We start from the raw sequence: 13,365 nt of genomic DNA, 5'->3' as shown, positions 1-13,365 counted from the left end.
GCGCTACCCCCGACATAGCGCCACCGGCAAGTAAGGCGCGGGGTCGATCAGCGGCTCACGATCCAATAGCTGGTCGACCAGCAGATGCGTCGAGGCGGGAGCCAGTACCAGCCCATTGCGGTAGTGCCCTGCATTGACGAACACGTTGGGAAATTCCGGCAGCGCCCCGATGAACGGAATGCCGTCCGGGGAGCCCGGACGCAGCCCCGCCCAGTGATACGCCACGGGGTACCTGGCCAGCGCAGGAATGATATTTTCAGCACTCTGGCGCAGCGACGCCAAGGCGTCCTGATCAGTGGTTTTATCGAACCCGGCCTCTTCCAGCGTCGAGCCCACCAGCAGCAGACCATCGTTGCGCGGAATCACATAGCGACCATCTTTGAGCACCACCCGCTGCACCAGCCCTGGCGGGGTCTGATAAGCGATCATCTGCCCTTTCACGGGCCGAACGGGCAACTGGATACCCAGGCCTTCCAGTAGCTGGGCTGCCCAGGCTCCGCCACATACCACTACTCGCTCGGCATGCAGCTCGCCCGACCCCGTGACCACCCCCACGACCTTGCCCTGACGCTGGAGGAAGCCGGTGACCTGGCACTGCTCGACCAGCGTGACGCTCGGCATCGCCGCCAGCCGGGCCCGCAGCGCCTGGCCAAGGCGGGGGTTACGAATGCTGCCCAGCGTCGGCATCCACAGAGCGCTTCCGCCAGAGGCCAGCGCGGCGGGCTCTTTCTGCTGCACGACCTCTGCCTCGACCCGTTCGAGCGGCTTGCCCATTTGCCGAGCCCACGCCAGCGCCTGCTCGTCATCTTCCACGTTCAGGTAAAGCAGGCCTTTCTGGCGATACTCGGGGTCGATGCCCGTTTCTTCCAGCAGCCGTAGCGCCAGCGTGGGGTAGACCCCTTCCGACCAGCGCGAGAGCCGCGACACCGGCTCACCGTAACGCCAGGGGTAGAGCGGCGAGACGATACCCCCACCCGCCCAGGAAGCCTCCTGGCCACACTGCCCGCGCTCCACCAACGTGACCTGCTGCCCTGCATCAGCCAGCTGGAGCGCGGTCATCATGCCGATGACACCGCCGCCAATAATTAAGATATGGCTCACAAGCTTTGTCCGTTTTGGCTTACATAAAAAGAGCACAAGGCCCTCTAGGATGAGCCCCATGACCGTACACAGAGGGTCTCATGATGACATGCGATACCGCTGCACACCCACGGCCTGGCTCGGTTCAGCGAGGCTTTACGCTCCTCGAACTGATGGTGGCCCTGGTGCTGATGGCCGTCATGACTGCCTGGCTGGCCCCAGGTTTTCAAGCCTTGGGGCACCACAGCATGCTCAACAGTGAAACGACGCGGCTGCAGGCTGCGTTTGCCTTGGCGCGCAATACGGCCATTACCCAGCGCACGGCGGTCACCGTCTGCCCAGCCAACCCACAACACACTGCCTGCACTGCGAGCTGGCACGACACCTTGATGGTGGTGAAAGGACGCGCCACGGATACCATCGAGCCAGCGCAGGTGTTGCGCACCTTTCCCGGCCAGTTGGCCACCTACACCACCTATAGCCGTGGCTGGCATCGAGTGACGTACACGCCACTCGGCCATGCCAGCGGCTATAACGGCAGCTTCGACGTGTGCGCGACGGGCGAAACGGGCAAGCGGCTGGTGCTGAGTCCGCTAGGCCGACTGCGTATTGATAAGACGCCTATCGACTGCTAGCCATGGCCGCTTCAGGCAATACCGTCCAGGTAACGCTCGGCATCCAGTGCTGCCATGCAGCCACTGCCCGCCGAGGTGATGGCCTGGCGATAGATATGGTCCATGACGTCGCCACAGGCAAACACGCCTGGCACGCTGGTGGCCGTGGCGTTACCCTCGCTGCCGGACTGTACCTTGATGTAGCCACCGTTCATTTCCAGCTGGCCTTCGAAGATACCCGTATTGGGGCTGTGGCCGATGGCGATGAACAGCCCAGGCGCGTGGATCTCCTTGGTGCTGCCGTCCTGCGTCGACTTCACCCGCACGCCGGTGACACCGGTGTTGTCGCCCAGCACTTCTTCCACCTCGTAAAACCACTCCAAGGCGATCTTGCCTGCCTCCGCCTTCTCGAACAGCTTGTCTTGCAGGATCTTTTCGGCGCGAAGCGTATCGCGGCGATGCACCAACGTGACCTTGGAGGCAATGTTCGACAGGTAGAGCGCTTCTTCGACCGCCGTGTTGCCACCGCCGACCACGATCACTTCCTGATTGCGGTAGAAGAAACCGTCGCAGGTAGCACAGGCAGAGACCCCCTGACCCATGAACTGCTGCTCTGACGGCAACCCCAGATAGCGAGCGCTGGCGCCGGTAGCCACGATCAGGGCGTCGCAGGTATAGACGCCGCTATCGCCCTTCAAGGTGAAGGGCTTCTCGCCCAGGCTCACCTCGTGGATATGATCGAACAGCACTTCGGTGTTGAAACGTTCGGCATGCTGCTTCATGCGTTCCATCAACTCAGGCCCTTGTACGCCCTCGGCATCGCCAGGCCAGTTGTCCACATCGGTCGTCGTGGTCAATTGGCCACCCGCCTGCATGCCGGTAATCAGCAGCGGCTTCAGGTTTGCCCGAGCGGCATAAACCGCTGCCGTGTACCCCGCCGGGCCAGAGCCTAGAATGATCAAACGTTCATGACGCGTTTCCATGACACCACCTTTGTGACAATTGAGCAGAGTTCGTCGTCGACATTCGTTGCAGGGCCGACATTCGCAGAAGAGTCTGCCTGAAATGGCGTCGAGTACAAGTAATTACAAGGGTTGGTCTACGCTATTAGGCCAAGATGGCTTGAAAGGCGACCCCGCCACACCCATGTGCCCTACATGAGCCATACTGTTGATCAGCGTTATTCTGGAACACAGTGACCGTTGCGATACCCATAAGCGATCGAGAGGAGAATGGAATGAGCAAGATACCCAGCACGCTTCATACCTTGACGGCAGGAAGCCAGGAGTATCACTACTACAGCTTGCCCAAAGCAGCCGAAACGCTGGGCAACATCGACCGGCTGCCCAAGACGCTCAAGATTCTGCTCGAAAACCAGCTGCGCTTCGCTGACGACGAGAGCGTCGAACAGGCCGACATGCAAGCCTTGGTCGACTGGCAAAACGAGGGGCGGTCCAGCCGCGAAATAGGTTACCGCCCTGCCCGCGTTCTGATGCAGGACTTCACCGGCGTACCGGGGGTCGTGGATCTCGCCTCCATGCGCGCAGCGGTCGAGTCCCTGGGCGAAGACCCCGCCCGCATCAACCCGCTCTCTCCGGTCGATCTGGTCATCGACCACTCGGTCATGGTCGACAAGTTTGGCAACCCCACGGCCTTTCAGGAGAACGTGGATATCGAAATGCAGCGTAACGGCGAGCGTTACGAGTTCCTGCGCTGGGGCCAGAAAGCGTTCGACAACTTCAGTGTCGTGCCGCCCGGCACCGGCATTTGCCACCAGGTCAACCTGGAGTACCTAGGCCGCACCGTCTGGACCAAACAAGAAGACGGCAAGACCTTCGCCTACCCGGACACGCTGGTAGGCACCGACTCCCATACCACCATGATCAACGGCCTGGGTGTGCTGGGCTGGGGGGTAGGCGGCATCGAGGCCGAGGCGGCCATGCTGGGCCAACCGGTATCGATGCTGATTCCCGAGGTTATCGGCTTCAAACTGACCGGCAAACTGCAGGAAGGCATTACGGCCACCGACCTGGTCCTCACGGTCACCGAGATGCTGCGCAAGAAGGGCGTGGTCGGCAAGTTCGTCGAGTTCTACGGAGATGGCCTGAAAGACCTGCCGCTGGCGGACCGCGCCACCATTGCCAACATGGCCCCCGAGTATGGCGCCACCTGCGGCTTCTTCCCGGTGGACGATGAAACCCTCAATTACCTGCGCCTGACCGGCCGTGAAGACGAGCTGGTCGCGCTGGTCGAAGCGTACAGCAAGGCCCAGGGGCTCTGGCGTGAGCCCGGTGACGAGCCCATCTTCACCGATACCCTCAGCCTCGACATGAGCAGCGTGGAAGCCAGCCTGGCAGGCCCCAAACGCCCGCAGGATCGCGTCTCTCTCAAGAACATGCCCAAGGCGTTCGCCAGCGTCATGGAGGAAGATGGCAAGTCCTACCCTTCTACGGAAACGGGCAAGCTTTCCTCGGAAGGCGGCCAGACCGCCGTCGGCATCGACCGGAGCTTCGAACGCTCGTTTCAGCATAACGATAGCCAAGCGGTCAAGATGGGTGAGCAGGATTTCAACCTGGACCCCGGCGCCGTGGTCATCGCGGCCATCACTTCTTGCACCAATACCTCCAACCCCAGCGTCATGATGGCGGCGGGCCTGTTGGCACGTAACGCGCGTCAGAAGGGGCTGGCCACCAAACCCTGGGTCAAGACGTCCCTGGCGCCTGGCTCCAAGGTGGTCACCGACTACCTGGCCGCTGCCGAACTGAACGATGACCTGGATGCGCTGGGCTTCAACCTGGTGGGCTATGGCTGCACCACCTGTATCGGCAACTCCGGTCCGCTGCCCGACGCCATCGAAAAAGCCATTCAACAGGGGGACCTTGCCGTTGCCTCCGTGCTGTCGGGTAACCGCAACTTCGAAGGCCGCGTGCATCCGCTGGTCAAAACCAACTGGCTGGCCTCACCGCCGCTGGTGGTGGCCTATGCACTGGCGGGCAACGTTCAATGCAACCTGTCCACCGACCCCCTCGGGGAAGACAGCGATGGCAATCCGGTGTACCTGAAAGACATCTGGCCCTCGCAGGCAGATATCGCCAACGCCGTACAGAAGGTCAACACCGAGATGTTCCGCAAGGAGTACGGCGCCGTTTTCGAAGGCGACGAAACGTGGCAGTCGATCAAGGTGCCGGAAAGCAACGTCTACGAGTGGCCCTCCTCCACCTACATCCAGCACCCACCCTTCTTCGAAGGCATGCAGCGCGAGCCCGATGCCATCGAAGATATCCAGAGTGCTCGGGTACTGGCGATACTGGGTGACTCCGTCACCACCGACCATATTTCCCCCGCAGGCTCCATCAAGCCCGACAGCCCTGCTGGCCGCTACCTGCAGGAGCACGGCGTCAAGCCCGTGGACTTCAACTCCTACGGCTCACGCCGAGGCAACCATGAAGTCATGATGCGCGGCACTTTTGCCAACGTGCGGATCAAGAACGAAATGCTGGACGGCGTGGTCGGGGGTGAAACGCGCCATGTGCCCAGTGGTGAGCAGATGTCGATCTATGACGCCGCCATGAAGTACAAGGAAGAAGGCACGCCGCTGGTGGTGGTGGCAGGCAAGGAGTACGGCACCGGTTCTTCCCGCGACTGGGCAGCCAAGGGAACCCGACTGCTGGGCGTACGGGCGGTGATTGCCGAATCCTACGAGCGGATCCACCGTTCCAACCTGATTGGCATGGGCGTCGTACCGCTGCAGTTCCCCGAAGGCGAGAGCCGCACGAGCCTTGGGCTCACCGGTGACGAAGAGATTTCAATTGCGGGATTAAACGACTTGAGCCCAGGCGGCACGGTCAAAGTGGTCATCAAACAGGGCGACCAGGAGCGTACCATTGATGCCAAATGCAGAATTGATACCGCCAATGAGCTGGCTTACTACCGCCACGGTGGTATCCTTCACTACGTGCTGCGCAAAATGATCGGCGCAGCCTAACGGTAAAAACTTCCAATGCTTGCATCGCCCCCACCTTGGTGGGGGCTTTTTTTGCACCGCGCCTTAGAAAGCGCGGCGACGGTAGAAGCGATACTCCGGCGACCAGCAGGACTTTTCGATACGCTCACGCAGCTCCGAGCCGCTGGTTTTCAGCGCCACGCCGTTTTGCTGCGCCTGGGCAGCCACTTCGAAAGCAATCGACTTACTGATTTCACGAATGCGCGACAGCGGTGGCAGCAGCGCACCCTGCCCCTCCCTGACCAGCGGTGCTTCACGGGCCAGAGCACGCGAGGCGCTCATTAGCATCTCGTCGGTCACGCGGTGGGCGTCGGCGGCAATCACCCCCAGGCCAATACCGGGGAAAATATAAGCGTTGTTGCACTGGGCAATGGGGTAGGTCCGCCCGTTGTAGACCACCGGCGCAAAGGGGCTACCCGTGGCTACCAAGGCCTGGCCGTCGGTCCAGCGAATCACGTCCTCAGGCACGGCTTCTGCCTGGGAGGTGGGGTTGGAGAGCGGCATGATGACCGGGTGTTCACAGCCTGCATGCATGGTACGCACGACCTGTTCGGTAAAGATGCCCCGCTGGCCACAGACCCCAATCAGGATGGTGGGTTTGATCTGGGCGATGGTCTCTTCCAGCCCCTGACCGTTCCAGTTGGCTACCAGCGCAGGATCATGGGCCAGACGACGCTGGAAATCACGCTGCCAGGTCTGGTCGGTGGTCATCAAGCCATCCCGATCGACGATGAAGATGCGCGCTCGCGCCTCTGCTTCGGTCAAACCTTCGGCCTCCATGGAGACCACTACCTGTTCGGCGATACCGCACCCCGCCGAACCACCGCCCACGAACACCACCCGCTGCTGCGCAATGGTTTCGCCCCGCGCCTGACAGGCAGCCATCAGCGTACCCACCACTACAGAGGCCGTTCCCTGCACGTCATCGTTGAAGCAGCACAGTTCGTTGCGGTAGCGCTCCAGCAATGGCACGGCGTTGGCCTGGGCAAAATCCTCGAACTGCAGCAGCACATTCGGCCAGCGACGCTTCACGGCGCAAATGAACTCGGCCATGAAGGCATCGTACTCTTCCTGGCTGACTCGCTCGTGACGCCACCCCATGTACATCGGGTCATCCAGCAGCGCCTGGTTATTGGTGCCCACGTCGATCATGATCGGCAGCGTGTAGGCAGGGCTGATGCCGCCACAAGCGGTGTACAGCGCCAGCTTACCGATAGGAATACCCATGCCGCCGATACCTTGGTCACCCAAGCCAAGAATACGCTCGCCGTCGGTTACCACAATGACCTTCACGTTGTCCTTGGTGGCACTACGCAGGATGTCGTCCATATGTTCGCGGTCCGGATAGCTGATGAACAAGCCCCGGTGGTTACGATAGATATTGGAAAACTCCTGGCACGCCTGCCCCACGGTAGGGGTGTAGATGATCGGCAGCATCTCTTCCAGATGCTCGGACACCAGACGGAAATAGAGCGTTTCGTTATCGTCCTGAATGGCGCGCAGATGAATATGGCGCTCCAGGTCACTATGGCACTGCTGGTACTGGCGATAGACACGTTCGAGCTGGTCGTCGATGGTTTCGACTTTTTGCGGGAGCAGGCCGATCAGGTTGAACGCCAATCGCTCCTCTTGAGTAAACGCACTGCCTTTGTTCAATAGCGGCATTTCAAGCAGCGAAGGACCGGCGTAAGGAATGTACAGGGGGCGCTTACTCTTCGTAGACATGGCACTCTCTTTTTATGTCAATTGCTATTGCAATGCAGCAACGCTGGGCGTTGGCGACGTTTGTGCGTAATGTAACATGGTCGTGCGACAAAGGTAGAAGCAGCGCCAGCAATGGCCATAAAAAAACACCCCGGCCATGGCCGAGGTGTTCATCGAGTACACCAAAACGCTATCGATCAGCAGCTCTTGGCCGTGGGACGACGCCCCTCTTCCCCGGCAAAGAAAAACGGCCGCAGTTTCACGCCGATCATGTTGCCCGCAAATGCTGCTGCCATCCAGACCCAGCCATGCAGGCTACCCGACGCAATGCCGCTGAAGTAAGCACCGATATTGCAACCAAACGCCAAACGCGCACCATACCCCAGCAGTAGGCCACCAATCACAGCGGCCAACACCGAGCGCAGCGGAATACGGAAATTCGGTGCGAAACGCCCGGCCAGATGGGCGGCAGCCAGTGCCCCCAGCATGATACCCACGTTCATGACCGTCGTGATATCGCTCCATACGCTGGCTTCCAGCGCGGCCGCGTTACCCGGTGCTTGCCAATAACCCCACTGGCTCACATCGCCGCCCACCAGCTCATACGCCTTGGCGCCCCACAGCGCAAAGGCCGAGGTAATGCCCCAGGGGCGACCCGCCAATGCCAAAGTGGCAAAGTTGAGCAGCGCAAGGGCCACGGCCCCCGCCACCAGCGGCCAGGGGCCCGTGAGCCAGCGCTCCACGCCGGGCTTATCGACCGTGGGCACCTGCTCCAGCTGGCCATGACGGCGCTTCTCCATGATCACCGTAAAGGCGGCAATGGCAGCGAACAGCACCAGGCTGATGCCGATGCCGCCACCCACACCAGCCACATTGACCAACGACACCGGCTGGAAGGCGGGCAAACTTTGCCACCAGGTGAAATGCGCGGAGCCAATGACCGAGCCCACGATAAAGAACACCAGGGTAATCAGCATACGGGCATTACCACCGCCAGCAGTAAACAGCGTGCCCGAGGCACAGCCGCCCCCCAGCTGCATGCCGATACCGAAGATGAACGCACCGAACAGCACCGAAATGCCGATCGGCGAGACGAAGCCACTCACCGGCGTACCAAACAGCGACCCCGCCCCCAGCGCCGGGAAAAACAACACTACGGCAATCGCCAGCATGATCATTTGCGCCCGCAAGCCACGCCCACGACGCTCGGTAATGAACACCCGCCAGGCCGCCGTAAAGCCAAACGCTGCATGATAGAGCACCATACCCAGCAGGCCACCCACGATCATCAGCAGCCCGATATTGGCGCCAAAGATGACGCCAATCACGAGCGCCCCCAGCACAATCGCTGCCACGGCCAGAAGGGGCACGCGGTACGAGCTCGAAGCCACCATTGAGGTAGTCGCCATAATTCACCTGTTAGCAACGCCAAAAGCGCCTGCAACAGCAAGGCGCTTGGCTAAGTTGGACAATAGTTATAAGCCTAACGGCGAGGCGTAAACGCCGGAAATTCTTTATTGAAAGGTTAATATTCCAAAAGTGAATAATTAAACAAAACGCCCCAGCCCAACCACCGAACGCAGCTTATCCATGGTAATGGATGCCTCGACACGGGCACGCTCAGCGCCTTTCTGCAATATGGCTTCGATATGGGCTGGGTCTTCCATCAAGGCATTATAGCGTTCACGCGGCGCGCTGAGATGGGCATTGAGGTATTCGAAGACCTGATCCTTGGCCTCTCCCCAGCCAATACCTTCCTCATATTGTTGACGCATGGTGGCGGTTTCGGCATCGCTGGCAAACGCGGCATAGATCTGGAACAGCGTACACGTGTCGGGGTCTTTGGGCTCACCAGGTTCCAAAGAGTTGGTCTTGATCTTACGCACCAGCTTTTGCAGCTTTTTCTCGCTGACAAAAAGCGGAATGGTGTTGTTGTAGCTTTTGGACATCTTGCGACCGTCCAGGCCTTTCAGCACCTCTGCCTTTTCGTTGACCACGGCTTCCGGCTGAGCAAAGTACTGCCCTTTGAACAGATGGTTGAAGCGCCCAGCGATATCACGTGCCATCTCGATATGCTGGATCTGATCGCGCCCGACCGGCACTTTATGGGCATTGAACATCAGGATATCGGCGGCCATCAGTACCGGGTAGCTAAACAGCCCCATGGTAATGCCCTTGTCCGGATCCTGGTCGCCTGCCTCTTCGTTCTCGGCCACGGCGGCCTTGTAGGCATGGGCTCGGTTCATCAGGCCCTTGGCACAGACGCACGACAGCATCCACATCAGCTCGGGAATTTCGCTGATATCCGACTGGCGATAGAAGATGGCGTTATCGGTATCCAGACCCAACGCCAGCCAGGTAGCGGCGATCTCCATGCGCGATGCCTGAACACGCTTGGGATCCTGACACTTGATCAGGGCGTGAAAGTCGGCCAGGAAGTAGAACGACTGCACGTTAGGGTCCTGGCTTGCCTCGATGGCAGGCTTGATGGCCCCGACGTAATTGCCGAGGTGAGGCGTCCCCGTCGTGGTAATTCCGGTCAGCACGCGGGTTTTGGCTATCTGACTCATGATCTGGATCCAACTGAATAAAGGTGAAAAACGATACGCTATTGTACGCCTATTTCCAAACCACGACTGCCTGTCCATCCTCATGCAGCTCCAGCCGCACGAAGACGGGCTCACTCTGGGCCACGATGCCATCACGTTCAGACAGCACGGCCCCCAACGCCATGACCCATGATTCGCCTTGAAACACCACCGGCACGAACAGGCAGCCCTGGGATGGGCAATCCTGGGACACGCGCTGGGCATGGGGATGACCAAGATAGTCTTCGAAGCGCACCGTGGCGGGAACTTCTATCTGCGGCGCGCCTTCCCACGATAGCTCGTCGAATCGCCACAATGCGTGTGCCGCCGCACTCCCTGAGTTCATTTGAGCCTGCAGGGAAGCACGGAAATTGCCCGCGAGCCGCTCGTCCACCAGGGCGGACTGCATGCCCATCATCGCCGTGACCAGAGCACTGGCCAGCAGCACCATGACAATGACCAGCGCAGCGCCTCGCTGAGTGCTCATCTGCTCGAGCCCCCCAGGCTATTCATCCGGATGGAATAACGCTTCACGATGGGTCACATGAAAAGTGACTGCTTGACCACTGGGTCCTAACGGCAACACTACTTGATACACGTCAGGCGCCTGTCCAACGACGGTGCCGACGGGTTCATCGCGTGCACAGGAGCCCCCCTCTGCAGCCTGGAAGGTCACCAGCGGCTGCGCTCGCGACATATCCTGTAGTGTGCAGCGACACTCACTGGCTGACGGGACGCACTGTAACCGGTAGTACGGCTCTCCCGTAGCGTCGTATGCCCCGTGGCGCTGTAACGTGGCCGTAATGTGGGCAACGGAGAAAATCAGCGCCTCCTGCTGGCGCCCGAGACTTTCAGTCTGCCGAAATGTGTGCAGAGTACTCAAGAAGAGCTGCCCTGCCCCTATCACGATGATGACGCCCACCACCATGGCCACCATCATCTCGGTCAGGGTGAAGCCGTTTTGCCTCTCCATAGGCGCCGCCACACTCTTTAAAGAGGGAGTTGAAAAGGATAAACAAGCGACTGGGCGCTTGCGTCCAACGCGCTGTCCAGCCCGACCGTCACCTCGAACAGGCAATCTTGCCGAGTAATGGTGCTATCAGTCGCCCTGGCATGGCGGATAAGCGGCCCACCTGAAGCAGCGAACCAGGCCGTGTGCCAGGCACGCTCGATCTCAGCAAGCGGGATATCCTGACAGCCCTCGGCATGACGCGTTGCCGCCCAGACTCGCTCCTGGGCATCCAGCGCCGCTACGCTCACCAGCGTTTGCTGATAGCCGCGCTGCACGGCCTGCAAGGCTTTCAGCTGCATGGCAGCAATACTGATCAGGCCAAGTGACAGCACCACCAGCGCCACGAGTGCCTCGACCAAGGAGAAGCCGCCTTGCTGCCGGTGCTTACCAGCAGGCAGCTGGCAGCCTTTCGCCACGGGCGTTGTACTGCAAGTCTTGTTCGCAGCCATCGTCTCGCTCACTGGAAGCCGTTAGCAGGAAACCACCGTCTTCGTCACCACCATTGGCGACCGTAATGGCGTAGTTACCATCGGGCGAGGTGGCCGTGACGGTACAGCCATTGTAGGAGTATTGACGTGAATAGCAGCGCTCCATCTCGGAGGCGGCCTGAAGCAGGCCCGCATGCGCATCGGTGCGCAGGGAACGCTCGACATAGCGGTTATAGCTGGGGTAGGCGATACCGACGATGATACCGATGATCGCGACGGTGATCAGTAGCTCGATGAGAGTAAACCCCTGTGGGGGAAAGTTGCCACCCACAGGGGGGATAGAGCGATCTGGCACGCGCGGTGCTCCCGTATCAACTGAACCATACTTCGAGTATGTCCCAAACCGATACGCTTTGCACCTCCATGAACAGCTCAGGTGTTAACGCTGTCTCACTGTTGACTATTCACTAACGATCACACGCTCGCGTAGCTCTTTGGGCATGGAGAAGGTGATGTTCTCCTCACGCCCCTGCAGCTCCACGGGGGCTTCTGCGCCTAGTGTCTGTAACTGGTCGATGACGCCTTTCACCAGCACTTCCGGGGCGCTGGCACCAGCAGTGACACCAATGCGCTTGACGCCTTCGAGCCAGGCAGCCTCGATCTGCTCGGCATTGTCGATCAGATAGGCGGGGGTCCCCATGCGCTCGGAAAGCTCCCGCAGGCGGTTGGAGTTCGAGCTGTTGGGGCTGCCCACGACCAGCACCAGGTCGCTGTCCGCTGCCAGCTCGCGCACGGCATCCTGGCGGTTTTGAGTGGCGTAGCAGATATCGTCCTTGCGCGGCCCCTGGATCTCGGGAAACTTCTCACGCAGCGCGTCGATCACTTTGGCCGTGTCGTCCATGGAGAGCGTGGTCTGGGTGACGAACGCCAGCGCCGCAGGGTCGTTGACGACCAGATTGGCAACGTCCTGTTCGTCTTCCACCAGATAGATCTTGCCCCCATGGGAAGTGTCGTAGCGCCCCATGGTGCCTTCGACTTCGGGGTGGCCTTCATGCCCGATGAGAATGCACTCCTGGCCGCGTTTGGCATAGCGCAGCACTTCCATGTGCACCTTGGTGACCAGCGGACAAGTGGCATCGAAGACTTTCAGACCACGCTGTTCGGCATCCTGCTGAACCGCTCGGGAAACGCCGTGGGCCGAGAAGATGACGATCACATCGTCGGGCACTTCATGGAGTTCTTCGACGAAGACGGCCCCGCGCTCGCGCAGCGTTTCCACCACGAAGCGGTTGTGCACAACTTCATGGCGCACATAAATCGGCGGGCCGAAGACATCCAGCGCGCGATTGACGATATCGATCGCACGGTCGACCCCGGCGCAGAATCCGCGCGGGTTAGCCAACTTGATCTGAATGGGCTGAGATGACTCTGATGACTGCATAAATGCGCCTTGATGCAACCTGCATCGCTCGGGAAATTAGTGTTTGGTGATCGGCGTGACGTTGAGCACTTCGACCTCGAACGTCAGCGTGCGCCCTGCCAGCGGGTGGTTGAAATCGACCTCCACGCGGTCACCTTCTACTGTTTTGACCACGCCCGGCAGTTCCGTTCCCGCCTTGTCGGCAAACGACATGACCATACCCACTTCGGGCTCGTCGTCACCAAAATCGGCTCGCTTCAAGGTCTGGATATTCTGCGGATTATGCTGACCGAAGGCATGCTCCGGAGTAATCTGGAATGACCCGCTCTGGCCAGCAGCCATGCCCTTGATGGGGTGCTCGAAACCCGGCGGCAAGTTGCCATCGCCATATTGAAACGTGGCAGCCGCTTTCTCTTTGGTGGAATCCACCACCGTGCCGTCCTCCAGCTTCAACGTGAAGTGGAGGGTGATTTCCATGCCATCGTCAATTAGGTAGTCCATAGTTCCTCACAGGTA

The 13,365-nt window shown here is 60.1% G+C and carries 13 protein-coding genes; 2 read left to right on the top strand and 11 right to left on the bottom strand.

The annotated features are described in order from the left end of the window. Positions 1 to 3: 3 nt before the first annotated feature. On the bottom strand, positions 4 to 1,101 hold the full coding sequence (gene thiO / locus B7L71_RS14775) for a glycine oxidase ThiO (protein WP_081138863.1): 1,098 nt from the start codon (positions 1,099 to 1,101) through the stop codon (positions 4 to 6). 80 nt (positions 1,102 to 1,181) lie between these two features. Between thiO and B7L71_RS14770 the strand changes: the two genes are divergently transcribed. After that, positions 1,182 to 1,715 carry a GspH/FimT family pseudopilin gene (locus tag B7L71_RS14770; protein ID WP_081138862.1) on the top strand — a complete coding sequence of 178 codons (534 nt, stop codon included), beginning with the start codon at positions 1,182 to 1,184 and terminating at the stop codon, positions 1,713 to 1,715. A gap of 11 nt (positions 1,716 to 1,726) precedes the next feature. On the opposite strand, the gene trxB is transcribed toward B7L71_RS14770, so the two are convergent. Next, a complete protein-coding gene (gene trxB / locus B7L71_RS14765; RefSeq protein ID WP_039182403.1) occupies positions 1,727 to 2,677 on the bottom strand; it encodes a thioredoxin-disulfide reductase in 951 nt (316 codons plus the stop codon). 254 nt (positions 2,678 to 2,931) lie between these two features. On the opposite strand from trxB, the gene acnA reads away from it, so the two are divergent. Then, positions 2,932 to 5,679, top strand: coding sequence for an aconitate hydratase AcnA (gene acnA / locus B7L71_RS14760; protein ID WP_081138860.1), 2,748 nt, complete (start codon positions 2,932 to 2,934; stop codon positions 5,677 to 5,679). Between the two features lie 63 nt (positions 5,680 to 5,742). On the opposite strand, the gene B7L71_RS14755 is transcribed toward acnA, so the two are convergent. The 9 genes from B7L71_RS14755 to fkpB form a co-directional block, all read right to left on the bottom strand. Continuing rightward, a complete protein-coding gene (locus tag B7L71_RS14755; protein WP_081138858.1) occupies positions 5,743 to 7,422 on the bottom strand; it encodes an NAD-dependent malic enzyme in 1,680 nt (559 codons plus the stop codon). A 176-nt stretch (positions 7,423 to 7,598) separates the two neighbouring features. Then, positions 7,599 to 8,810, bottom strand: a complete 1,212-nt coding sequence (locus B7L71_RS14750) for a YeeE/YedE family protein (RefSeq protein ID WP_081138857.1) — start codon at positions 8,808 to 8,810, stop codon at positions 7,599 to 7,601. Between the two features lie 138 nt (positions 8,811 to 8,948). Further along, the gene (locus tag B7L71_RS14745) at positions 8,949 to 9,971 is read right to left on the bottom strand and encodes a tryptophan--tRNA ligase (RefSeq protein ID WP_081138856.1); all 1,023 of its coding nucleotides are present in this window, start codon (positions 9,969 to 9,971) and stop codon (positions 8,949 to 8,951) included. A gap of 49 nt (positions 9,972 to 10,020) precedes the next feature. Next, positions 10,021 to 10,476, bottom strand: a complete 456-nt coding sequence (locus B7L71_RS14740) for a pilus assembly PilX family protein (RefSeq protein ID WP_081138854.1) — start codon at positions 10,474 to 10,476, stop codon at positions 10,021 to 10,023. An 18-nt stretch (positions 10,477 to 10,494) separates the two neighbouring features. Then, positions 10,495 to 10,962 carry a PilW family protein gene (locus B7L71_RS14735; RefSeq protein ID WP_081138852.1) on the bottom strand — a complete coding sequence of 156 codons (468 nt, stop codon included), beginning with the start codon at positions 10,960 to 10,962 and terminating at the stop codon, positions 10,495 to 10,497. 17 nt (positions 10,963 to 10,979) lie between these two features. After that, positions 10,980 to 11,417: a type IV pilus modification PilV family protein gene (locus B7L71_RS14730; RefSeq protein WP_283160416.1), complete on the bottom strand. Its 438-nt coding sequence runs from the start codon at positions 11,415 to 11,417 to the stop codon at positions 10,980 to 10,982. Next, on the bottom strand, positions 11,386 to 11,784 hold the full coding sequence (locus tag B7L71_RS14725; RefSeq protein WP_269799722.1) for a type IV pilin protein: 399 nt from the start codon (positions 11,782 to 11,784) through the stop codon (positions 11,386 to 11,388). Before B7L71_RS14725 ends, B7L71_RS14730 begins: the two co-directional genes overlap by 32 nt. A 105-nt stretch (positions 11,785 to 11,889) precedes the next feature. After that, on the bottom strand, positions 11,890 to 12,870 hold the full coding sequence (ispH, locus tag B7L71_RS14720; protein WP_016916032.1) for a 4-hydroxy-3-methylbut-2-enyl diphosphate reductase: 981 nt from the start codon (positions 12,868 to 12,870) through the stop codon (positions 11,890 to 11,892). Between the two features lie 36 nt (positions 12,871 to 12,906). After that, positions 12,907 to 13,350, bottom strand: a complete 444-nt coding sequence (gene fkpB, locus B7L71_RS14715) for an FKBP-type peptidyl-prolyl cis-trans isomerase (protein WP_081138848.1) — start codon at positions 13,348 to 13,350, stop codon at positions 12,907 to 12,909. Between the last annotated feature and the right edge of the window lie 15 nt (positions 13,351 to 13,365).

Source organism: Halomonas sp. BC2 (assembly GCF_002078115.1).
Classification (GTDB): domain Bacteria; phylum Pseudomonadota; class Gammaproteobacteria; order Pseudomonadales; family Halomonadaceae; genus Vreelandella; species Vreelandella stevensii.
The sequence above is the reverse complement of the archived record's forward strand: the minus strand, read 5'-3'. Positions and strand labels throughout refer to the sequence as shown.

Coding starts and splice junctions, on each gene's coding strand:
- B7L71_RS14755 (WP_081138858.1), bottom strand. CDS start 7,422: ATGTCTACGAAGAGTAAGCGCCCCCTGTACATTCCTTACGCCGGTCCT.
- B7L71_RS14745 (WP_081138856.1), bottom strand. CDS start 9,971: ATGAGTCAGATAGCCAAAACCCGCGTGCTGACCGGAATTACCACGACG.
- trxB (WP_039182403.1), bottom strand. CDS start 2,677: ATGGAAACGCGTCATGAACGTTTGATCATTCTAGGCTCTGGCCCGGCG.
- ispH (WP_016916032.1), bottom strand. CDS start 12,870: ATGCAGTCATCAGAGTCATCTCAGCCCATTCAGATCAAGTTGGCTAAC.
- acnA (WP_081138860.1), top strand. CDS start 2,932: ATGAGCAAGATACCCAGCACGCTTCATACCTTGACGGCAGGAAGCCAG.
- B7L71_RS14740 (WP_081138854.1), bottom strand. CDS start 10,476: ATGAGCACTCAGCGAGGCGCTGCGCTGGTCATTGTCATGGTGCTGCTG.
- B7L71_RS14750 (WP_081138857.1), bottom strand. CDS start 8,810: ATGGCGACTACCTCAATGGTGGCTTCGAGCTCGTACCGCGTGCCCCTT.
- B7L71_RS14770 (WP_081138862.1), top strand. CDS start 1,182: ATGATGACATGCGATACCGCTGCACACCCACGGCCTGGCTCGGTTCAG.
- B7L71_RS14735 (WP_081138852.1), bottom strand. CDS start 10,962: ATGGAGAGGCAAAACGGCTTCACCCTGACCGAGATGATGGTGGCCATG.
- fkpB (WP_081138848.1), bottom strand. CDS start 13,350: ATGGACTACCTAATTGACGATGGCATGGAAATCACCCTCCACTTCACG.